This is a genomic window from Dongia deserti, from assembly GCF_003574735.1.
GTDB lineage: Bacteria > Pseudomonadota > Alphaproteobacteria > Dongiales > Dongiaceae > Dongia_A > Dongia_A deserti.
This window is the reverse complement of the sequence record NZ_QORW01000020.1, coordinates 1-20,623: the sequence shown is the minus strand read 5'-3', so window position 1 is coordinate 20,623 and position 20,623 is coordinate 1. Positions and strand designations below refer to the sequence as shown.

The following is a 20,623-nucleotide window of genomic DNA, read 5'->3' as shown; positions in this document are numbered from 1 at the left end:
CATGGACGGGATCAGCATCATCTTCGAGGCGAGCCTGTGGGCGGCGGCGATCCGCATCGCCTCGCCGCTGATCTTCGCGACCCTGGGCGAGCTGATCTGCGAGCGCGCCGGCGTGCTCAATCTCGGCATCGAAGGCATCATGACCGTCGGCGCCTTCGCCGGCTGGGTCGCGGTCTATCATGGCGCGGATCTGTGGACCGGCGTGGCTGTAGCCGCGCTGGCCGGCGCAGCCTTCGGATTGCTGCACGGATTTCTCACTGTGCCGCTCGGCCTGTCGCAACATGTCACGGGCATCGGCATTACGCTTCTTGCCACCTCGCTCACGTACTATGCGTACCGCATTGCGTTCCCCGAAGTGACCTCGCCCCCCAAGATCCAGACCTTTGCGCCACTCGAGGTGCCCGTGCTGTCGCAGATCCCGATATTGGGCGACGCTTTGTTCCGCCAAACGCCGCTGACGTACCTGGCGTTCGTCGCGGTGATCGTGGTGGCCTACGTGCTCTACCGCACGCCGATCGGTTTGGCGGTGCGCACGGTCGGCGAGAATCCCGCAGCGGTGGAGGCGCAGGGCATCGACGTGACGTGGCTGCGCGTCGGCGCGGTGGCAGTCGGGAGCGCCTTCATGGCGCTGGGCGGCGCCTTTCTGACAATGTCGGCCTTCAACTCGTTCTATTTCGACATGGTGAACGGGCGCGGCTGGATCTGCATCGCGCTGGTGGTGTTCGGTTCCTGGCGCCCGGGCAAGGCGCTTTTGGGCGCGATCCTGTTCGCGGCGTTCGACGCGTATCAATTGCGCCTGCAGCAGCTGGCCGGCGCCTATCTGCCCTATCAGCTGTTCCTGATGCTGCCCTATATTCTGTCGATCCTGGCGCTGATCGCGATGTCGCGGCGCGCCGGCTATCCACGAGCGCTGATGATCCCCTATCGCAAGGGCGAGCGCTGAACGGAGAGACCCATGCTCGATCTCATCATTCGCGGCGCCAACCTGCCGGACGGGCGGCAGGACGTCGATATCGGCATCGAAGGCGGCAAGATCGTGAAGGTCGGACCGGCCTTGGATGCGAGTGCCGCCAAGGAGATCGACGCCAAGGGCCGCCTGGTCAGCCCGCCCTTCGTCGATGCGCATTTCCACATGGATGCGACCCTGTCGCTCGGCCTGCCGCGCCTCAACCAGTCCGGTACGTTGATCGAAGGTATCGCATTGTGGGGCGAGCTCAAGCCGCTGCTGACCCAGGAGGCGATCGCCGAGCGGGCCTTGGCCTATTGCGACTGGGCTGTCGCCAAAGGGCTGCTCGCGATCCGCTCGCACGTCGACGTCTGCGATCCGCGCCTGCTGGCGGTCGATGCGCTGCTGGAGGTGAAGAAGAAGGTCAGACCCTATCTCGACCTTCAGCTTGTCGCTTTCCCCCAGGACGGCGTGTTCCGCGCGCCCGGCGCCATGGAGCTGCTCAAGACCGCGCTCGACCGCGGCGTCGACGTGGTCGGCGGCATCCCGCATTTCGAGCGCACCATGGCGGACGGTGCGGCCTCGGTTCGCGCCTTGTGCGAGCTCGCGGCGGAGCGAGGCCTGCCGGTCGACATGCATTGCGACGAGACCGACGACCCGATGTCGCGCCATGTGGAGACGCTCGCCTACGAGACGCAGCGCCTGGGGCTGCAGGGCAGGGTGACGGGATCGCACCTCACCTCCATGCACTCCATGGACAATTACTATGTCAGCAAGCTCATCCCTCTGATGGCCGAAGCGCGGCTCAACGCGATCGCCAATCCGCTGATCAACATCACCATCCAGGGACGCCATGATACATACCCGAAGCGCCGCGGCATGACGCGCGTGCCGGAGCTGATGGCGGCGGGCCTCACCGTCGCCTTCGGCCACGATTGCGTGATGGACCCCTGGTACGGCATGGGCTCCGGCGACATGCTGGAGGTCGCGCACATGGGCCTGCATGTCGCGCAGATGACCGGGCAGGACGCGATGCGCGCCTGCTTCGCCGCAGTCACCGAGAATCCCGCGCGCATCCTTGGGCTCGAGGGCTACGGCATCGCACCTGGCAAGAACGCCGATCTGGTCATCCTGCAGGCCGTCGATCCGGTCGAGGCGATCCGCGTCCGCGCGACGCGGCTGGCGGTCCTCAGGCGCGGCAAGGTGATCGCAGAAACGCCAGCGCAGACCGCGCGGCTCAACCTGCCGGGACGCCCGGAAAGCGCGGATTTCCTGCGGAAACGGAGTTGACCGTTTGGTCAGACAGCGCCAAACTCGTTACAAAATTATGGGCGGCGAATCCGATAAAAAGCCGCTAAGTCTCTGATTTTGGGGCTGGCGAACAACTGGGAGAGTTTGAACGTGGCTACCAATCTGCGCATCAACGCCGACCGTCTCTGGGACAGCCTTATGGAGATGGCCAAGATCGGCGCCACCGAGAAGGGCGGCGTCTGCCGGCTGGCCCTCACCGACCTCGACCGCCAAGCGCGCGACCTGTTCTGCCAGTGGGCGAAGGACGCCGGCTGCACTGTCAAGATCGACAAGATGGGTAACATCTTCGCGCGCCGTCCGGGCAAGGACGATTCGCTGTCGCCCGTCATGACCGGCAGCCATATCGACAGCCAGCCGACCGGCGGCAAGTTCGACGGCATCTACGGCATCATGGCCGGCCTCGAGGTTGTGCGCACGCTGAACGATTTCAACTACGAGACCCAGCGGCCGATCGAGGTCGCGGTCTGGACCAACGAGGAAGGCTCGCGCTTCGCCCCGGCCATGGTCGCGTCGGGCGTGTTCGCCGGTGTGTTCCCGTTGGACTACGGATTGTCGCGCGCCGACCTCGACGGCAAGACCATGGGCCAGGAGCTGAAGCGCATCGGCTATGACGGCCCAGAAGAGGTCGGCGGTCGCCCGGTGTTCGCGTTCTTCGAGACGCACATCGAGCAGGGCCCGATCCTGGAGAACGAGAAGAAGACCATCGGCGTGGTGCAGGGCGCGCAGGGCCAGCGCTGGTTCGAGGTGACCATGGTGGGGCAGGAGGCCCATGCCGGCCCGACGCCGATGAAGGTGCGCAAGGATGCCCTGGTCGGTGCGGCGCATGTTGTCACCGCCATCAACCGCATCGGACACGACAACCAGCCATTCGCCTGCGCGACCGTCGGGCTCATCCAGTCCAGCCCCAACTCGCGCAACACGATTCCGGGCAAGGTGTTCTTCACCATCGATCTGCGTCACCCGGAGGATGCGGTGCTGTCCAAGATGGCCGCCGGCGCAAAGGCTGCCTGCGAGGAAGCTGCGGCAAAGAACAGCCTCGAGCTCGATTTCAAGGAGATCTGGTACTCGCCGCCGGTGAAGTTCGACACGAGCTGTGTCGGCGCGGTGAAGGCGGGCGCAGAGGAACTTGGCATGCCAAGCATGCCGATCATCAGCGGCGCCGGCCACGATGCCTGCTACATGAGCCGCGTCGCGCCGACGGGCATGATCTTCATCCCGTGCGAGGGTGGCATCAGCCACAACGAGATCGAGAGCGCCACGCGCGAGGATTGCGGTGCGGGTTGCGATGTCCTGTTGCGCGCCGTCGTGGAGCGCGCCAATGCCCTCTGAGCCGACGGCCAAGGTCGTCGATCTACCCATCCGCGGCCGCGGGCCTGATGGCAAGGCGGCTTCGTCGGATGTCATCATCGATATCCGCGATCTCGGCCTGACCTTCCAGACCGCCGATGCGCCGGTCGTTGCGCTCAGAAACATCAATCTCGCGATCCGGTCCGGCGAGTTCGTGTCGCTGATCGGCCCGTCGGGCTGCGGCAAGACCACTCTGATGCGCATCGTCGCCGACCTGGAGCAGCCGACGGAAGGCACGATTACCGTCAATGGCGTCTCGCCGCGCGAAGCGCGGCTGAAGCGCTCCTACGGCTACATCTTCCAGGCAGCTGCGCTCTATCCCTGGCGCAATGTGCGGCGCAATGTCGAGCTGCCCCACGAGATCATGGGTGTGCCGAAAGAGGAGCGGGAGGCCAGGGCCAAGCGCTACCTGGAGCTGGTCGGCCTCAATGGCTTCGAGAGGAAGTTCCCCTGGCAGCTCTCCGGCGGCATGCAGCAGCGCGTCTCCATCGCACGCGCCTTGTCGTTCGATCCGCACTTGCTGCTGATGGACGAGCCGTTCGGCGCGCTCGACGAGATCACGCGCGACCGGATGAACGAAGAGCTGCTGCAGATCTGGGAAAAGACCCGCAAGACCGTGATCTTCGTCACCCACTCGATCGACGAGGCGGTTCTGCTCTCCACCAGGATCGTCGTGATGAGCGCCCGCCCCGGCCGCATCGTCGATGTGATCGACAGCACCCTCCCGCATCATCGAACGCTCGAGACGCGCGAGACGCCCGCGGCCATCGAGCTGGCGCACCGGGTCCGTGAAGGTCTGAAGGCCGGGCATTCGTATGACTGAGAGGGCGAGCATGACCGCCGCGCTCGGCTTTCTTTCGCCGAAGGGGCGGGTACTGCCGATCTTCACGGTTCTCGCGATCATCATCGTGCTGTGGTATGCGCTGGCGATCGCGCTCAATTACAACCGCGTCTCCGAGCAACTAGAGCAGGTCGATCCCGGTTATTCGATCAGCGAGTTGATCCAGGGCACCTGGAATATGGAGCGGCCGGTGCTGCCGGCGCCGGATCAGATCGCGGTCGATCTGTGGAACTCGACCGCCGCGCTCAAGGTCACCAGCAAGCGCTCGCTGGTCTACCACGCCTACATCACCGCGTCGGCGACGCTCGTCGGGTTCGCATTCGGCACTCTGCTCGGCATCCTGCTGGCGGCCGGCATCGTTCATGTGCGCACGCTGGACCGCTCCTTGATGCCGTGGATCATCGCCTCGCAGACGATCCCAATCCTGGCCATTGCGCCGATGATCATCGTGATCCTGGCCAGCGTCGGAGTCACAGGCCTGGTGCCGAAGGCGATCATCTCGATGTATCTGTGCTTCTTCCCCGTCACGATCGGCATGGTGAAGGGCTTACGCTCGCCCGATCCGCAGCAGATGGATCTGATGCGCACCTACAATGCCAGCCGCTGGCAGATCTTCTGGAAGCTGCGGGTGCCGGCCTCCATTCCGTTCCTGTTCGCGAGCCTCAAGGTGGCGATCGCGATCAGCCTGGTCGGGGCCATCGTGGGCGAGCTGCCGACCGGTGCGGAGGGCGGCCTCGGCTCGCGCATGCTGGCGGGCTCCTACTACGGCCAGATGGTGCAGATCTGGTCGGCCCTGGTGCTGGCGGCCATCCTCGGCATGACGTTGGTCTACTCGATCGCCGGGATCGAATGGGCGACGTTGCGCCGCACTGGAGGCCGGGCATGAATCCGCGATACGCCTGGGTCAGCGCGTTCCTCATGGCGGTCGGCCTTGCTCTGCCGATTGGCTACTACGAAGAGGGCAAGGTCTATTGGTCGCAGTTTCCGCTGTCCGCCGCCTTCGTCGCGTTCGGCATTGCGGCGGTCGTGGCGGGGGAACGCTGGCTGCGGCACTGGGCCAAGGGAGAGCTGTGGGTCTGGTTGGGGACGCTTACCGCGCTGATCGCGGCGGTCGGCCCGATCATGCTGCCGACTGCGGAACTCGCGATGCGCACCGCCTCCGAAGGTTTCGTCGCGGCATTGATCGACGGCGTGAGGACGTCGCCGGGATTCTGGCTTGTCATTGCTGGCATCATGCTGTTCGCTTGGACGGTGATGCAGCACATTTCGGCGCTGCCATCCAGCCGGATCCACGCCCTGCTGGTGCCTGCCCTGTTCGGCGTGGCGCTGGTTTATGTCTGGCAGGTGGTCGTCGTGGGTTTCGCGATCCCGCGCGTTCTTCTGCCGGCGCCGACTGAGATCTTCCAGGCCCTGAAGAGCGAGGCGCCGACACTTGCGAACGATTTCAAGGAGACCTTCCTGAAGGCCGTTCTGACCGGCTTCATCCTCGGCAACCTGCTCGGGCTGGGTACGGCGCTGATCGTCGACCGCGTGCCGTTCCTGCAGCGCGGGTTGCTACCCCTCGGCAACATGGTCAGCGCCGTGCCGATCGTTGCCGTCGCGCCGATCATGGTCATGTGGTTCGGGTTTGGCTGGGAATCCAAGACGGCGGTGATCGTCTTCATGATCTTCTTCCCCATGCTGGTGAATGCCGTGGCGGGCCTCAATGCCGCCGACCGCATGGAGCTCGACCTCATGCGGTCTTATGGTGCCACCTATTGGCAGACCATGTGGGCGCTGCGGGTACCGGCGGCGCTGCCCTTCATCTTCAACGCGCTCAAGATCAACTCGACCCTGGCGCTGATCGGCGGCATCGTGGCGGAGTTCTTCGGCTCAGGCATGGGCGGCATGGGATTCCGCATCAGCACCCAGGTTCAGATCATGAACGTCGATGTCGTGTGGGCGACCATTGCGGTCGCCGCCGTCGCCGGATCGGCCTCATATGGCATCCTGGCACTGCTCGAGCGCAGTTTCACATTTTGGCATCCATCTTACCGCAGTCGATGAACGCATAAACAAGGAGGCAGACGATGCGTGCGAGAACTTGGAGGGGCGCAGTTGCAGCGGCGGCGTTAGTGGCGTTGTCAGCGGGCGCGGCGGAGGCGGCCGAGAAGCTGACCTTGCAATTGAAATGGGTGACACAGGCCCAGTTCGCCGGCTATTTCGTGGCGAAGGACAAAGGCTTCTATGACGAAGTCGGGCTGGACGTGACGATCAAGCCGGGTGGACCGGACATCAACCCCAGCCAGGTCATCGCCGGCGGCGGCGCCGACGTGGTGGTGGACTGGATGCCCTCGGCGCTGGCGACGCGCGAGAAGGGCGTGCCGCTGGTCAACATCGCCCAGGTGTTTCAGAAGTCCGGCATGATGCTGACCTGCCGCAATGACAGCGGCGTCACCTCGCCAGACAAGTTCGCCGGCAAGACGCTCGGTGTCTGGTTTGGCGGCAACGAATATCCGTTCCTCAACTGGATGGCCAAGCTGGGCCTCAAGACCGATGGCAGCGCCGGCGGCGTGAAGGTGCTTAAGCAGGGCTTCAATGTCGACCCGCTGCTGCAGAAGCAGGCCGATTGCATCTCCACCATGACCTATAACGAATACTGGCAGGTGATCGATGCCGGCATGAAGCCGGACCAGTTGACCACCTTCAAGTACGAGGATCAGGGCGTGGCGACGCTCGAGGATGGGCTCTACACGCTTGAGAAGAGCCTGCAGGATCCGGCGATGGTCGAGAGGCTGGCCAAATTCGTGAAGGCCTCGATGAAGGGCTGGGATTATGCGGTCGCCAACCCGGACGAGGCGGCGATGATCACGCTGGAGAATGACGAGACCGGCGCGCAGACTGAGAAGCACCAGAAGCGCATGATGGGAGAGATCGCCAAGCTGGTCGGCGAGAACCCAAAGGGGACAGGCTACCTGGACGAGGCGGCCTACAACCGCACCGTCGACACGCTGATGGGTGGCGGCTCCGACCCCGTCATCAGCAAGAAGCCGGAAGGCGCCTGGACCCATGTGGTGATCGAGAAAGCGTTGGCGATGTAAAGCTGCCGCCGGCGGAAGATCAGGACGGAAACCCCGGCTCTCGCGGCCGGGGTTTTCTTTCGGCGCGAAGTGCTATGATACGGCCATGGACTACACATTCAACGAACTGAAACTCCCAAACGGCGGGCGCCTCGGCCTCGGCTGCTGCCCCGGCCATAGGCTGAGGCTCTCACCGCTGGGACTGGTGCGCGCACCCGAGAGCCTCAGGGACGACCTCAAGGCGATCGCGGAATGGAAGCCGCACGCGATGCTCTCGCTGATGGAGGAGCATGAGCTGACCGAAGCGGGCGCGCCTGTGCATCTGCTAGCGGAGGCGTTGGCCGAGCACAGCGTCGAATGGCTGCATCTGCCGATCTGCGACATGATGGCGCCCGACCATCGGTTCGAGACTGCCTGGGTCGATCTCTGGCCGCGCCTGGACCGGAGGCTGCAGGAGGGCGGACGCGTCTTCATCCATTGCTACGCCGGCCTCGGGCGGACCGGAACAGTCGCGTCGCTCATCCTCATGCAGTATGGCTTCAGCGCCCGCGATGCGATCCAGCAGGTGAGGGGGGCCCGCCCCGGCTCGATCCAGTCGTTCGAGCAGGAGCACTATTTGTCGCTCATGGCACATCGCGCGCGCTCGGCGGAGCGATGAGTGTCAGCAAAGATCGCTTCTGTTAGCCGATCTTCTTTGCCTTGAGACCCTCATCCTCATACTTGTCGTGGTGCCGCCACCAGGCGGAGGGGAAGGGCAGGCCTTCCTCGTCACGGCCTTTGGGAGCGAGGTCGAGATAGGCGTAGGCCGTGCTCAGCAGCTCGTCGCCGCGGGCATAGGTCGAATAGGTGTGGAAGATGGAGCCGGTCTCGTCCTTGTAGAACAGGCTGATGCCGGACAGATCTTCCATCTGGCTTTCGATCGGCCCGTAGTTGTAGACGACCTCGCCCCCTGCAAGCTGTTCCCTGGTAAAGGAGACGCCGAAGTCGTAGTTGAAGTCGCTGTCGAACGACGAGACCCATTTGAATCGCCAACCCATCCGGCGTTTGAACGATTCGATCTTCGCAACCGACGTGCGGGATACCGCCGCGAAGGAAAGGTCGCGATGCTCGAAATGCTGCCGCGCGCTGTCGACATGGTCCGCGCCGAAAGAGCAGCCGACGCAACCTTCTTCCCAATCGGGGCCGAACATGAAGTGCTGGATAACGAGCTGGCTGCGGCCATCGAACAGATCAGCAAGCGTTTCCTTGCCGTTGGAGCCATCGAAGACGTAGGCCTTGTCGACCTTCACCCAGGGCAGCTTGCGCCGCTCGGCAGCCAATTGGTCACGCTGGCGCGTGAGCTGCTTCTCCTTGAGCAGCAGGGCTTTGCGGGCAGTGATCCATTCATCGCGGGAGACGACGGGACGCTGCATTTCGCTCCTCCTCACAAATGACGTGTCACGGCAGGCGCTGCATCCCAGCGATCATTCCGGCCGTCTTCATACTGCACAGGCGCGGCGGCCAGTTCCTCGGGTGTGACATCATCCAGGCAGGCCACGTTCACGGCATAGAATTCGCCACCCAACTCCTGCACGTTGGCGTGGCCGAAGGGCTTGATGCCGCAGGTCCTGCAGAACTGGTGATGGATGACGTGCCGGCCAAATTGATAGTCCGCCAGGGCCTCCGCGCCCTGCTTGAGGCGAAATGAATCCGCCATCACGATCGCCTTCCAGAAGCGGCCCTTGGCACAAGCCGAGCAATTGCACTTGCTGGTGCCTTTGGCGAGGTCGAGGTCGCATTCGAAGCGGACCGCCCCGCAATGGCAGCTGCCGTGATAGGTCTTCATCATGATGACATAGCCTCCTGGAAGTCGCGCAGTTGGGCGTCGAGCGCGCGGCGGAAAGGGGGGCGGGATTCGCATCGGCGCCGATAATCGTCCAGCACCGGGAAGCGCGCGAGGATCGCGTCGTCTTTGATCGCGCGCAGCACGGTCGTCATCATCAGGTCGCCTGCGGTGAAGCGGTGCTCGAGATAGTCGCGCCCCTCAAGCCACGTGGACAGCGCCGCGAGCCGCTTCTCGATCATGCCGACGACCTGCGGACGGCGCTCCGTGGTCCAGGCTTCGCCGGCGTGGAAGATGTCGATCTGCGCCAGGCCCTGCACGTGCGGCTCGACCGAGTTGAGCGCTGCGAATACCCACGTCATCACGCGGGCCCAGCCGGCCGGATCCTTCGGCGCCAGTGCCTCCGATCGAGCCGCGATGTGCAGGACAATTGCGCCGGATTCGAACATCTCGACGCCGTCGGCGCGATAGGCGGGGACCTGGCCGAAGGGCTGCCAGTGGCGATAGTCGGGGAAGCCCTGCACCTGCCCGTCGATCAGCACCGCCTCGTAGGGAAGGCCGGCTTCCTCGAGTGCCCAGCGCACGCGCAGATCACGCACGTAGCCGCGAGCGAAAGGCGGCACCCAGCGGAACGCGCTTACCTGGATCCTCATGGTTACCTCCTAGTCTCAACGCTCGCCAGCGAGGAATTGCGCCAGGCGATCGAAGCACTCGCTCCAGCCCTCGTTGTGGGAGTCGCGCGTTTCGACAGTTTCGAAGAAGGCCTGGCGGAATGTCATGCGTGTTTTGTTGCCCTGGTCGGCAAAGGTCACGGTGACGAGGTTCTCGCGCCCGCGTTCGCCTTCCTCCTCCCAGGAGAAGGTGAACATGAGCCGTTCCGGCTCGACGATCTCGCGATAGATGCCGCGCATCCAGTATTCGTTGCCGTCAGGCGAGCAGATGCAGGCGCGGTAGGCGCCGCCCGGGCGGAAGTCCATGGTGCAGGATGGCACCGAGAAGTTCTTGGGTCCGAGCCAGCGAACCATATGTTCCGGTGCGCTCCAGGCCCTGAAGACCAGCGCGCGCGGCGCGTCGAAGGTGCGGGTGATGACGAGCTCGTGCTGAGCCATTTCACGGGTGGCATTCGCTGTCGCAGCCATGACTACTCCTCAATACTCGCAAGATCCGTGATGCGATCGGCCGGCGTGCCGCTGCGGCAGAGGGGCAGGGAGCCGAGATCGCGCAGCAATGCCGTGCTGTCGCTGGCATAGGCGGCGTGGTGCGAAAAATGCTCCACCGTCAAGGCTGTGATCGATAGTACGATCGTCGCTGTAACAGCCGCGGCCAGGAGCGATTGTGCATTCAGACGCTCCGGAAAGAAACGTCGGAATCGTCTCCATCCAATCGCTCCGGTCGCGACCGCCGCGACACCCACTGCACAGCAGAGCATGATCGCCCCTCCACCGTGAGAGGTGTCTATTCCGCGGCGTTGCCATGGCAGCAAGCCGCACCTTGTTCCGCCGGAACCCAGCGGCCGACGGCGCTCACGTGGCCGGGCGCGCCATAGCGATCGTGATGGCGGACCCAATCGGCGAGCGTATGGCTGGGGCCGGTTTCGTTGCGGCCGTTCGGCGTGATGTCCAGGAAGACGTAGGTGCCCAGCCGTTCCTCCGCGCCACGGCCAAAGGTCGAGTAGGTGTGATAGATCGAGCCTTTCTCGTCCTTGTAGAACACGCTGAGGCCCGACAAATCCTCGAGCGGCACCGGCCCGGCGCGGTAATTGTAGAAGGCCGTGCCGTTGGCCAGCTGTGACGGGGTGAAGGAAACGTTGAAGTCGTAGTTGAAGTCGCTGCCGAACGAGGAAACCCAGCGGAAGCTCCACCCCATGCGCTTCTGGAAGGCCTCGATCTCGGCGAGCGGTGCGCGTGCTACGGCGACATAAGAGACGTCGTGGTTCTCGAGATGCACCAGCGCGGCTTGGGCGTGATCGGATTCGAAGGAGCAGCCGACGCAGCCTTCCTTCTGGCCAGGCGCCAGCATGAAGTGCTTGATGATGAGCTGGCTGCGGCCGTCGAACAGGTCCGCCAGGGTCTTCTTTCCGTCCGGCGTGTCGAACACATAGCTCTTCTCGACCTTGACCCACGGCAGCGCGCGGCGCTCTTCGCTCAGGCGGTCGCGCAGCTTGGTCAGTTCCTTTTCCTTGGCCAGAAAAGCCGTGCGCTCCTGAAGCCACTGGTCGCGGGAAACGATGCGGTGCTGCATGGTCTGTCTCCTGTCAGAGTGTAGCGAGGTATTCTTCGAGCAAATCGAGCGTGCTGCTCCAGCCGCCGTGATGCAGGTCGCGGGCTGTGACGGATTCGAACAGGGTCTGCTTGAGCGTCAGCTTGGTCTTTTCGCCCTGCTCTGCGAAGCTCAGCGTCACGACGGTCTCGTGCTTGGGCGAGCCGTCGGGATGTTCCCAGGCATGGGTGAAGACCAGCCGCTCGGGCGGCGTCACCTCCTGATAGGTGCCGTGCGCCCAATGCTCGGTATTCTCCGGCGAGCGCGTGCCGAACCGGTACGTGCCGCCGGCACGCACATCGGCTTTGTAGGTGATCAAGCTGTAGCCGCGCGGGCCCCACCAGCGCGCGAGATGCTCCGGCTGCGTCCACACTTTGAAGACGAGAGTACGCGGCGCATCGAACACGCGCGAGAGGACGAGCGTGCGTTCCTCGATCTCGCGATCGGTCTCAGGGTTGCTTTTTGGGGCCATGTTTCTTTCCCTTGCCTTGAAGTTCCTTCAAATAGTCGTCCAAGCGATCGAAGCTCTGCTCCCAGAAGCGGCGGTACTGTTCGACCCAATCGGCGATGTCCTTCAAAGGACCAGCCTGCAGCGTGCACGGCCGCCACTGCGCCGCGCGCCCGCGCGCAATGAGCCCTGCACGTTCCAGCACCTTCAGATGCTTGGAGACGGCGGGGAGGCTCATGTCGAATGGTTCCGCCAATTCGTTGACCGAAGCCTCACCCAAAGTGAGCCGCGCCAGGATCGCGCGCCGCGTCGGATCGGCGAGGGCGGAGAAGGTGGCGCTGAGGCGGTCTGGGGTCATCCGTGATAAACCATCAAGTTAAATAACTATGTGGTTAAATATAGCGCGCGGGGCGGTTTGTCAAGGCGCTCGCGTTGGGCCCGCCAAATCAAAAATTTGGCCCATTCGTCGCCGCGTTCCTCCGGCTGCGGCGTGCGCCCGGTGTCTTCGCAGTGGGAGAAACGCGTTTGTTGTCGCCGGGATTTGCAACCTGCGATATAGTTACTCGACCTGAAAAACGGGGGGAGGGTGGCTTGCCAAAGTCATTGAGGGTTCTGGGAGTTCATGGTCTTGGCGACCATCGCACGTCCGACTGGAAGGAAAGGTGGACCGCGGCGCTTAAGCAGAGTTTCCCGGGAGGTGTTGTACCCGTGTGCGAGTACGTCACCTATGACGACATTTTCGAGAGGACGAAGCTGACAGCCTGGAAATGTGCCCGGGCATTCTGGAAGCTGACGGCCAGCGGGGTTGCATCGATCAGTCGCCGCAAGCGCGGTGTTCTCACCGACGTCGCAGACAAGATCCAGTGGACGGCCGGCTACGTCGTCGCTTGGGTCGAGGAGGAGGGTTTCAAGCGCGCGAGCCGGCAACGGATCCTGGATGCCGTACGCCAGAACGAGCCCGATATCATTCTGGCGCACAGCCTGGGCTCGTTGATCACGTACGACGCTTTCAGCCATGACGATGCGCAGGAAGGCAAGATCCGCGACGTTCTGAAACGCGCGAAATACGTCACGCTGGGATCGCAGATCGGCAACCCCTTTGTCGTACGCAATATCACCAACGGCCGTATCCAGCCGCTCGATGTCGATTTCTGGCATCATCTCTATAATGAGGAGGACGACGTCTTCACGGCGCCGATCCGCCTATGGGAAGGGGCGAATTTCCGTCAGACGGATACGCGGTTCGACGACGCGGGTTTCGCCGATCACACGGCCGAACGCTACCTCAGCCATCCGGCGACGATCGCGAACGTTTGGCGGCCGATCTCCGCCGAAGCGACAGGCGCGAGAGTCATCGGAGCGATGCCGAGGACATTGGCCCGTGGCGCACCGGCACCCCGCCGCAAGACGCAGAAAGCGCTGCTGATCGGCATCAACAACTATCCGAACGAACCCGATCGTCTCGAAGGCTGCGTCAATGACGTTTTCACGATGAGCTCGGTGCTGCAGGAATGCGGCGTGCCGCCGGAAGCGATCCGGACGTGCCTTGACGAGCGGGCGACGGCCAAAGGCATTCTCGATCGCCTGAAATGGCTGCTCGACGACCCGAAACCGGGCGACGAACTCATCTTCTACTACAGCGGTCACGGCGCCAAGATTCCGCAATATGGCGAGGACTTCGAGCCGGACCATCAGGTCGAGGTACTGGTACCCTGGGATTTCGACTGGACGCCAGAGAAGGCGATTTCCGACGACCAGATATACGGCCTCTATAGCCAACTGCCCTATGAATGCCGCCTGATCATGATTTTCGATTGCTGCCATTCCGGTGGCATTCATCGGGATGGCGCCCATCGGCCGCGCGGATTGACGCCGCCTGACGATATCCGCCACCGCGAACTGAAATGGGACATCAAGAGCCAGATGTGGGTGAGCCGGGACTTCAACCGGATCAACGAGACGTTCACGCGCCAGAAGGAAACAGCCATCGAGTATTTCGGCCACAACGGCGCGACCAAGCGCCTGGGCCGGGCGGCCATGCTGCGCGGCCTCTCTGCCAGGGAGTATGATCGGCTGAAGAAGGGGCGGAGGCGGAAGCAGCCGATCGGGCCCTATCTGCCGCTGATCATCGAGGCCTGCGGCGAGGAGCAGTTGTCCTACGAGTACCGGCATGGCGCTGTCAGCTACGGCGCCTTCACGTTTTCGCTGGCCAACATCCTGCGGCGCGAGAACGCAGCCAAACGGTCAATCAGCTTCGAGCGGCTCGTCGCCAAGACCAGGGCGCAACTCGCCGAGCTCGAGTACGATCAAACGCCGCAGATCCTGGGACCGACCGCCGTACGGCGCCAAAAGGTGCCGCTGCTGGCCCGGTAAAGGGAGCGCAGGCATTGGCCGGATCAAATGAAGACGGGTCGGAAACCATGGGCTTCCGACCCGTTCAAAACTGGCTCCCCGGGCCGGATTCGAACCAGCGACCAACCGGTTAACAGCCGGTCGGACACAAAGCATTCCGGACAACATCGCATCACAGTCGAGCCCGCAGAATCGCGGAAAGTCATTGCTATTGGCCCGTTTCTCGACAACACTCGAAATCAGGGAATAACAGCGGCTAACGGCTCATTTTGTTGTCCCGGCGTTGTCCTTGTTGTCCCGAGTGTCCTTAGAGGAGCAACCGGCATGGGCAAACATGCTCTCACCGATCGCAAGGTCAACTCATCGTTGAAGGCGCCAAAGGGAAAGCGCCTGATGCTTCCTGACGGCGTGGTGCCGGGCATGTGGCTCAGGGTCACAGACGCCGGCTCGAAGAGCTACGTGCTGGTGGCGCGCTTCCCCCTCAATCCGAAACACCCGACGCCGCGCTCCCTTGGCGAAGTCGGGGCGATCACGCTGGCCGATGCCAGGGACAAGGCCCGGGCATGGCTGGAGCTGATCCAGCGCGGGATTGACCCGAGGGAACAAGAGGCCCGCCAACGCGCCGAGGAAGAGCGGAAGAGGGCCGAAGAGGCGGAGCGCAAGGCGAACACCTGGGCCGTGGTGGTAGTCGACTATCTGCAGCGCCGCGCGTCGAAGCTGGCGAAGGCCGGCGAGGCGAAGTCGGTCCTGCAGGGCGAGATGGGCAAGCGATGGAGCGACAGGCCCATAACGGACATCACGTCGGACGACATCGGCGCCGCGATCTTGGCCATCGTGGATCGCAAGGCGCCCTACCACGCCCACAATTCCTTGATCTGGATTTCCGGCTTGTTCAAATGGGCGGCGCAGCCGGGCCGCGGCTATGGGCTGAAAGAAGGCTTCAACCCCGCGAAGGCGATCGACGCAAAGACTCTGATCGGCCGCAGGAAGCCCCGCGACCGCGTCCTGAGCGATGCTGAGTTGTCCGACGTATGGCATGCGGCCGGCGAGCTCGGGCAGCCCTACGCCCCGCTGGTGCGCCTTCTGGTCTTGACCGGGCAGCGCAGGGACGAAATCGGCGAGGCGTCCTGGCCGGAGATCCAGCCCGCCGGCTGGCGTGACAATCCGAAGGCCGAGCCGTCGCTCGTGATCCCGCCGGAGCGCATGAAAATGGAAGCCGGCCACATCGTTCCGCTAGTTCCGGCCGCGGCCGATCTGTTCCGCAGCATTACGGCCGGCGAGGGAGGCGATTTCGTCTTTACCACGACAGATGGCGAGAAGCACGTAGACGGCTTTTCCAAGATGAAGGACAGGCTCGATGTTCTCATGATGCGGCGGCACGAGAGCGAGGCTAGGGCCCGTCCTGGGCAAAGCCTGGCCGTCTCCATCACGACGCAGCGCGCGGCCAAGGGCAAGACCGTGAAGCTGGTCGCAACGGGGCACGCTCCGTTCAAGGAAACCGATGTTGGCCGCATCGTCGGCATTAGGCACGGCGAGAGTTGGGGCTATTGCCGCGTGACTGAGATCACGTCGCCAAAACAGGCTGAGGCGCGCATTCTGACCGCGTTTGGATCGGCCGCGCCATCCGACGTGTGGGCGTGGGGGCCGACGCATTGGGAGTTTCACGATCTCCGCCGCACGGTGCGGACGCGGCTATCCGGGTTGAAGGTCGAACAGCACGTGCGCGAGCGGGTAATCTCGCACTCCCGGAAGGGTGTCGAAAAAAACTACGACTGGCATGAGTATCAGGACGAGAAGCGGGACGCGCTGCAGCAATGGGCCCACAAGCTGCTGAGCATCGTCGAGCCGGCGCCGGCGACCGTCACGCCGATCGACCAGGCGCGGAGTGCGCGCGGCAGGAAGGCGAGGGCGTCGTGAGCGCGCCCTGGACGGATGATGATCTCGAGACGCTGGCGTGGCTTGTCGAACGCTATGGTGCCCCGAGCGTGACGGAGAAGGCCAAGGCGAGCGGCAATGGGCGCGGACATCCGCCGGGCAACCGGGGCGATATGCTGGCAGTCTGGACGGCGGTCGAATTCTTGATGCGGCGTGACGGCATATACAAGACCGCGGCGTGCGACCGCATCGCCGCGTTCGCCAAAAAGCTCTTCGGCGCCGAGGTGACAGGCTACGGCACGTCGTCGCTGGCGAAGCTGCATACCGAGGCAGAGAGGTACTACGAGGGTCGGCCGAGGGAGCGCGCGTTCACAGAGAAAACGTCACTTGCCGAGGCGATCGCAACGTATCCGCGCAACTCCGTTCTCATCCCGCTCCGGGGTCCGGAGGGGCAAAGAATGCTTGCCGGTGAGTGGGACGTTCCGCCGGACGTGTGGCCGCTGTTCGCGGAAATGCCCAACGGAAAGAAACCGCGCGAATAGCTTCCGAAACTTCCTTTTGCGTATCCGCGCTCCATGTAGATAATTCCGCGTCACGTCCAACGAACCGGAGCGACGTGATGCAACTCCCGACCTATCTGAAGTTCAGCGACCTCAAAGCGCAGGGCATCGTCAACAATCGGATGACGCTGAGCCGCTGGATTCGCGACCATGGCTTTCCCAGGCCCGTGGCGCTCGGCCCCAACACTGCCGTCTACATCGAGGCCGAAGTGAAGGAATGGCTGGACCAGCGCGCCGCCGCGCGCGCGGCCCGCGCGGCGTGATGGTGGCTTCGATCGAGTTTCACCATGACGCGACTCGCCCGCCGATCGGCCGGTAGCACTCGACCAGGTGGCGAGCTGATCCTGATCCCTAAGCAGCTTCGCATGGAGTGGACCGACGCGATGGCGCTCGATCCCGATCTCTCGGATAAAGCATTGCGAGTCGGATGCATCATCGGCTCGCATTTCAACCGGCACAGGGGCGATACGTTCATGCGGCAGGAATCGATCGCTGCCGCGATGCGGGCTGGCCTCCGCACCGTGCGCCGCGCCATCGCCGAGCTCGAGGCCCGCGGCTATCTCATCGTGCAGCGCCGCGATCTCGGTCAGCGCGCCGACGGCCGGCGCGTCTATGGCGGAAAGGGCGTTGCGAACGTCTACCTGCCGGCCTTCGAGCGGTGCCAGGTGGCCGCGACCAACGCCGGCCGGCGTCTCGCTGATCGCATCGACGAGGCATGGAAAAGCGTGCATGAGCATGCACGCATTCGCCGGGGAAAGGATGCACCGGCGTGCGTCCTTTCCGGGTCGGAAGGACGCACCGGCGTGCGTCCTTTGCCTCCTCCAATGGAGGCCACGGGTGGCCTCCATAAACCCCCCAATGGAGGCCACGGGTGGCCTCCATTGGGCGAGGATAGGAGGCCAAATCCGGCCGCAATGGAGGCCACGGGTGGCCTCCCTACCCTTACAGATACTTCGTATCTGAACCCTGCACGCGAGCGCGCGCGCGAGGGCGCGGCCGATGCTGCGCCAGGGCAAGGGAACCATCTTGGCCATGCCGGCGCTCTGCTCGCGGAAATGCTCGGCAGGAAGAACGAGCACGCCTTCGCCACCTGGTTCCGTGACGTCAAGTTCGAGCGCGTCGATGAGGAAACGCTGACGCTCTCCGCCACTGCGTTCGTCCGAGAGAGGATCATCCGCGACTATGCCGAGTCCGTCATCGCCTGCTGGAGGCGCGCAGGCTTCGCGATCTCGCGCCTCGAGATCGAAGTGAGGAAGCCAAGATGACTGACACAGCAGCCGTCCAGTTCGAACAGCCGCACGCGCTCGGTCCTGCTGGCGACCGCCTCCGGGAGCGCATCGGCGATGTGATGTTCCGGGCGTGGTTTCGGGATGCCTGGATCGAGAGCAACACCGGCGCGACTGTCCGCGTCGCGATCGCTGGCCGCTTCGCCCGAGACTGGATCGCGAATCACTACGGCGATGCGTTGCTGGACTGCTTTCGCCGGGAGAGCCCGAGCTGCGAACGCGTTGAGATCGTCGTGCGGCCAGCGAGGGCAACGGCATGAGCGCCAATCTCCTCGCGCACGCAGCTGAAGTGCCGAGCCTGTGGCGCACCGTCGCGGTCGGCGAGACCTTCCATGTGCCGCAAGGCATTCACGCGGCGACCCGCAACGCCAATTACTACAAGCGCAAGTATGGGCACGAGTTCGCGTGCCGCAAGGCCGAGGACGGCGCCGGCACGATCGTGAGGCGGGTCCGATGATGCGCTTCGCGCCGGGGGAGGGTGGGTCAAAAGTCTGGAGCGCGCCGATTCCGGACCGGTGGGGCTGTCACGCGCAGATTTTTTTCGCGGCTGACGTGATTTTCGAGGCCTTCCGAGGCCTCTGCGTTCCAGCCGCGCGAGCCGCTCTCAAAAACTCGAGTCAGCAGAGTCGCTTAGATGCGCAGCATCTAGAGCGTGCGGTGGAGCTGCGCCGGCGCCGCCGATTATTTTGCCGGCGCATCGAATCTAAACGATCAACATCACGGAGGTGGACCATGGATCGGAACATCGAAGACGAACAGGCGAAGCAAGCGATCTTCATCGTGAGGTCAGCAATCGATCTGGCGGGCAAGCGGGGTGTGTCTGCGTCGATTCTCATGCGAGAGCTCGCAGCGGCGGCGGCGATCGGCCAGGTGCAGCTGGTCGGGTCGGAGATGGCGGCGCGGTGCTTTCGCGAGCTGGGCGACAAGATCGAGTCCGGCGCGTTCGATGCAATCGGGACCGATCAGGTGCGGCATTGACGACTCTATACGACGGCATTGACGCGACGGAGGCGAATCGGTGACGGTTGCGACAGGGCATGCCGGGCGCTGCCTAGAGACGGGAGAACCCCGCCTCGCCTGGATCACGTGGCATGTCGGGCGCTGCCACACCCAGTCGCAACCGGTCGAACGCGCAATGAGCGCGTGAGACTACCGTGTAACAACGGCGGCGATTGGGGTGTGCACGCGATGCCTTCCGATCCCGCCTCAGAAAAGAGGCAAATCTCCATGAGTAAATCCAGACTACCAGCGGTATCGCTTGCCGTGCTTTGCGCTGCGGACCGTCCGGCCGGCGTCATCGGCACCGTGCGCAACGATGAGGGTGACGTTAGCGCGCGCCTCATGCGCACGCTGGCGGAGGTGAAGGTGGAACTCACGCGCGTCGGCGATGAGCAGGCCAAGAAGATCGAGAAGCTCGAAGACAGAATCGACGCGCTCCAGACCCGCAACGAAGATCTCGAGAAGGTGGTCGCCGCGCGTACCGGCGTCCTCGCCCGCCTGAGGTATGGCGGCGCGTCCGCCAGCTCGTTCGTTGCTGCGCTCGAGCCGGACGTGTTGCGCAATGCGGCGAAGGGCTGCGAGGCTCACGGCCGGTCGCGCTTCACGGTCAACGCGGCGATCCTCTCGGGCCCGCCGAACGGCCCCAGCGGCGCGCGCGATCATCGGCCGGAGATCATCGGCCCGGCGCAGCGTGCGGTCCGCGTCCGCGATCTCATGACGGTCACTACCACGGGCTCGGGCACAGTCGAGTACAATCGCGAAACCGGCTTCACCAACAACGCCAGGCCGGTGACCGAGGGCGAGGAGAAGCCGGAGTCCACGCTCACGTTCGAGCTGGTGACCGCGACGCCCATCACCATCGCGCACACAACGCGAGCGTCGAAGCAAATCCTCGCCGACGAGCCCCGGCTGCAAAGCTTCCTCGATGGCCGCATGCGATATGGCGTCCAGCTCAAGGAGGACCAGCAGCTTCTCTTCGGGAGCGGCACGGGACAGAACCTGTCGGGCCTGACGATCGACGCGACGGCGTTCGCCGCGCCGACCGGCCTCAGCTTGACGAGCAAGGCCGACTTCATCGGCGCGGCGATCGCTCAGCTCCGGGCGATCGACCATGAGCCGGACGGCATCGTCATGCATCCGACGGACTGGCAGCTGATCCTCCAGGAGAAGGCCGAGGACGGGCACTATTTGATTCCTGGCGGTCCCCTCTCCACCGCGGAGCCGATGCTGTTCAAGAAGCCTGTCGCTTTGAGCACGGCAATGGAGCGCGACAAGTTCTTGGTCGGGCAGTTCGCCATCGGCTGCGAGCTATTCGAGCGCGAAGAGACCGCGGTCGAGATCAGCACCGAAGATCGCGACAACTTCGTGAAGAACCTCGTCACCGTGCGTGCCGAGGAGAGGGTTGTTCTCGCGACGTATCGTCCGGAAGCGTTCGTGTACGGCGACTTCGGCCTCATCACCTGAGGTGTAAGCAGCCCCTCAGGTCCTGCGCTGTTTCATCGCTTGGCGCGCAGGCGG

The 20,623-nt window shown here is 63.9% G+C and carries 25 protein-coding genes; 17 read left to right on the top strand and 8 right to left on the bottom strand.

Translation table 11 applies throughout. From position 1 onward, the window contains the following. Nucleotide 1: 1 nt before the first annotated feature. From DTX69_RS24415 to DTX69_RS24380, 8 genes are all read left to right on the top strand, one after another. Entirely contained in the window at nucleotides 2–943 is a 942-nt protein-coding gene (locus DTX69_RS24415; protein WP_119304199.1) for an ABC transporter permease, read from the top strand. 12 nt (nucleotides 944–955) lie between these two features. After that, the gene (locus DTX69_RS24410; RefSeq protein ID WP_119304198.1) at nucleotides 956–2,236 is read left to right on the top strand and encodes an amidohydrolase family protein; all 1,281 of its coding nucleotides are present in this window, start codon (nucleotides 956–958) and stop codon (nucleotides 2,234–2,236) included. Nucleotides 2,237–2,341: 105 nt separating this feature from the next. Further along, on the top strand, nucleotides 2,342–3,586 hold the full coding sequence (locus DTX69_RS24405; RefSeq protein WP_119304277.1) for a Zn-dependent hydrolase: 1,245 nt from the start codon (nucleotides 2,342–2,344) through the stop codon (nucleotides 3,584–3,586). Further along, nucleotides 3,576–4,427, top strand: coding sequence for an ABC transporter ATP-binding protein (locus tag DTX69_RS24400; RefSeq protein WP_119304197.1), 852 nt, complete (start codon nucleotides 3,576–3,578; stop codon nucleotides 4,425–4,427). The genes DTX69_RS24405 and DTX69_RS24400 overlap by 11 nt, the downstream gene beginning before the upstream one ends. Before the next feature lie 10 nt (nucleotides 4,428–4,437). Further along, nucleotides 4,438–5,331, top strand: a complete 894-nt coding sequence (locus tag DTX69_RS24395) for an ABC transporter permease (RefSeq protein ID WP_119304196.1) — start codon at nucleotides 4,438–4,440, stop codon at nucleotides 5,329–5,331. Next, nucleotides 5,328–6,491 carry an ABC transporter permease gene (locus tag DTX69_RS24390; RefSeq protein ID WP_284736044.1) on the top strand — a complete coding sequence of 388 codons (1,164 nt, stop codon included), beginning with the start codon at nucleotides 5,328–5,330 and terminating at the stop codon, nucleotides 6,489–6,491. The genes DTX69_RS24395 and DTX69_RS24390 overlap by 4 nt, the downstream gene beginning before the upstream one ends. A gap of 23 nt (nucleotides 6,492–6,514) precedes the next feature. Next, nucleotides 6,515–7,525 (top strand): ABC transporter substrate-binding protein, encoded by a 1,011-nt coding sequence (locus tag DTX69_RS24385; protein WP_119304195.1) that lies wholly within the window; start codon nucleotides 6,515–6,517, stop codon nucleotides 7,523–7,525. Nucleotides 7,526–7,610: 85 nt separating this feature from the next. Then, nucleotides 7,611–8,162: a phosphatase domain-containing protein gene (locus tag DTX69_RS24380; protein ID WP_119304194.1), complete on the top strand. Its 552-nt coding sequence runs from the start codon at nucleotides 7,611–7,613 to the stop codon at nucleotides 8,160–8,162. Nucleotides 8,163–8,184: 22 nt separating this feature from the next. Here the strand turns inward: DTX69_RS24380 and DTX69_RS24375 are convergent, their stop codons facing one another. Genes DTX69_RS24375 through DTX69_RS24340 form a run of 8 tightly spaced genes read right to left on the bottom strand, consistent with a single transcriptional unit; the run spans nucleotide 8,185 to nucleotide 12,391 of the window. Further along, nucleotides 8,185–8,916, bottom strand: a complete 732-nt coding sequence (locus tag DTX69_RS24375) for a DUF899 domain-containing protein (protein ID WP_119304193.1) — start codon at nucleotides 8,914–8,916, stop codon at nucleotides 8,185–8,187. A gap of 11 nt (nucleotides 8,917–8,927) precedes the next feature. Then, the gene (locus tag DTX69_RS24370; protein ID WP_119304192.1) at nucleotides 8,928–9,332 is read right to left on the bottom strand and encodes a GFA family protein; all 405 of its coding nucleotides are present in this window, start codon (nucleotides 9,330–9,332) and stop codon (nucleotides 8,928–8,930) included. Continuing rightward, complete coding sequence (locus DTX69_RS24365; protein WP_119304191.1) at nucleotides 9,329–9,979, bottom strand: glutathione S-transferase family protein; 651 nt, start codon at nucleotides 9,977–9,979, stop codon at nucleotides 9,329–9,331. Before DTX69_RS24365 ends, DTX69_RS24370 begins: the two co-directional genes overlap by 4 nt. Nucleotides 9,980–9,994: 15 nt before the next feature. Then, nucleotides 9,995–10,465 carry an SRPBCC domain-containing protein gene (locus DTX69_RS24360; RefSeq protein ID WP_284736043.1) on the bottom strand — a complete coding sequence of 157 codons (471 nt, stop codon included), beginning with the start codon at nucleotides 10,463–10,465 and terminating at the stop codon, nucleotides 9,995–9,997. A 2-nt stretch (nucleotides 10,466–10,467) separates the two neighbouring features. Beyond that, a complete protein-coding gene (locus tag DTX69_RS24355; protein ID WP_162917524.1) occupies nucleotides 10,468–10,755 on the bottom strand; it encodes a hypothetical protein in 288 nt (95 codons plus the stop codon). 26 nt (nucleotides 10,756–10,781) lie between these two features. Beyond that, the gene (locus tag DTX69_RS24350) at nucleotides 10,782–11,567 is read right to left on the bottom strand and encodes a DUF899 domain-containing protein (protein WP_119304189.1); all 786 of its coding nucleotides are present in this window, start codon (nucleotides 11,565–11,567) and stop codon (nucleotides 10,782–10,784) included. 13 nt (nucleotides 11,568–11,580) lie between these two features. Beyond that, a complete protein-coding gene (locus DTX69_RS24345) occupies nucleotides 11,581–12,057 on the bottom strand; it encodes an SRPBCC domain-containing protein (RefSeq protein ID WP_119304188.1) in 477 nt (158 codons plus the stop codon). Beyond that, nucleotides 12,035–12,391 (bottom strand): ArsR/SmtB family transcription factor, encoded by a 357-nt coding sequence (locus tag DTX69_RS24340; protein WP_119304187.1) that lies wholly within the window; start codon nucleotides 12,389–12,391, stop codon nucleotides 12,035–12,037. The genes DTX69_RS24345 and DTX69_RS24340 overlap by 23 nt, the downstream gene beginning before the upstream one ends. A gap of 350 nt (nucleotides 12,392–12,741) precedes the next feature. On the opposite strand from DTX69_RS24340, the gene DTX69_RS24335 reads away from it, so the two are divergent. From DTX69_RS24335 to DTX69_RS24290, 9 genes are all read left to right on the top strand, one after another. After that, a complete protein-coding gene (locus DTX69_RS24335) occupies nucleotides 12,742–14,406 on the top strand; it encodes a caspase family protein (RefSeq protein ID WP_284736042.1) in 1,665 nt (554 codons plus the stop codon). 303 nt (nucleotides 14,407–14,709) lie between these two features. Further along, nucleotides 14,710–16,302, top strand: coding sequence for a tyrosine-type recombinase/integrase (locus DTX69_RS24325; protein WP_119304185.1), 1,593 nt, complete (start codon nucleotides 14,710–14,712; stop codon nucleotides 16,300–16,302). Continuing rightward, nucleotides 16,299–16,802: a hypothetical protein gene (locus tag DTX69_RS24320; RefSeq protein WP_119304184.1), complete on the top strand. Its 504-nt coding sequence runs from the start codon at nucleotides 16,299–16,301 to the stop codon at nucleotides 16,800–16,802. The genes DTX69_RS24325 and DTX69_RS24320 overlap by 4 nt, the downstream gene beginning before the upstream one ends. Nucleotides 16,803–16,879: 77 nt before the next feature. After that, the gene (locus DTX69_RS24315; RefSeq protein ID WP_119304183.1) at nucleotides 16,880–17,083 is read left to right on the top strand and encodes a helix-turn-helix transcriptional regulator; all 204 of its coding nucleotides are present in this window, start codon (nucleotides 16,880–16,882) and stop codon (nucleotides 17,081–17,083) included. A 24-nt stretch (nucleotides 17,084–17,107) separates the two neighbouring features. Further along, nucleotides 17,108–18,085: a helix-turn-helix domain-containing protein gene (locus tag DTX69_RS24310; RefSeq protein ID WP_119304182.1), complete on the top strand. Its 978-nt coding sequence runs from the start codon at nucleotides 17,108–17,110 to the stop codon at nucleotides 18,083–18,085. After that, the gene (locus tag DTX69_RS24305; RefSeq protein ID WP_119304181.1) at nucleotides 18,082–18,366 is read left to right on the top strand and encodes a DnaA N-terminal domain-containing protein; all 285 of its coding nucleotides are present in this window, start codon (nucleotides 18,082–18,084) and stop codon (nucleotides 18,364–18,366) included. Before DTX69_RS24310 ends, DTX69_RS24305 begins: the two co-directional genes overlap by 4 nt. Further along, complete coding sequence (locus DTX69_RS24300) at nucleotides 18,363–18,563, top strand: hypothetical protein (RefSeq protein ID WP_119304180.1); 201 nt, start codon at nucleotides 18,363–18,365, stop codon at nucleotides 18,561–18,563. Before DTX69_RS24305 ends, DTX69_RS24300 begins: the two co-directional genes overlap by 4 nt. Before the next feature lie 275 nt (nucleotides 18,564–18,838). Next, complete coding sequence (locus DTX69_RS24295; protein ID WP_119304179.1) at nucleotides 18,839–19,084, top strand: hypothetical protein; 246 nt, start codon at nucleotides 18,839–18,841, stop codon at nucleotides 19,082–19,084. 249 nt (nucleotides 19,085–19,333) lie between these two features. Next, nucleotides 19,334–20,569: a phage major capsid protein gene (locus DTX69_RS24290; RefSeq protein ID WP_162917523.1), complete on the top strand. Its 1,236-nt coding sequence runs from the start codon at nucleotides 19,334–19,336 to the stop codon at nucleotides 20,567–20,569. Nucleotides 20,570–20,623: the final 54 nt, after the last annotated feature.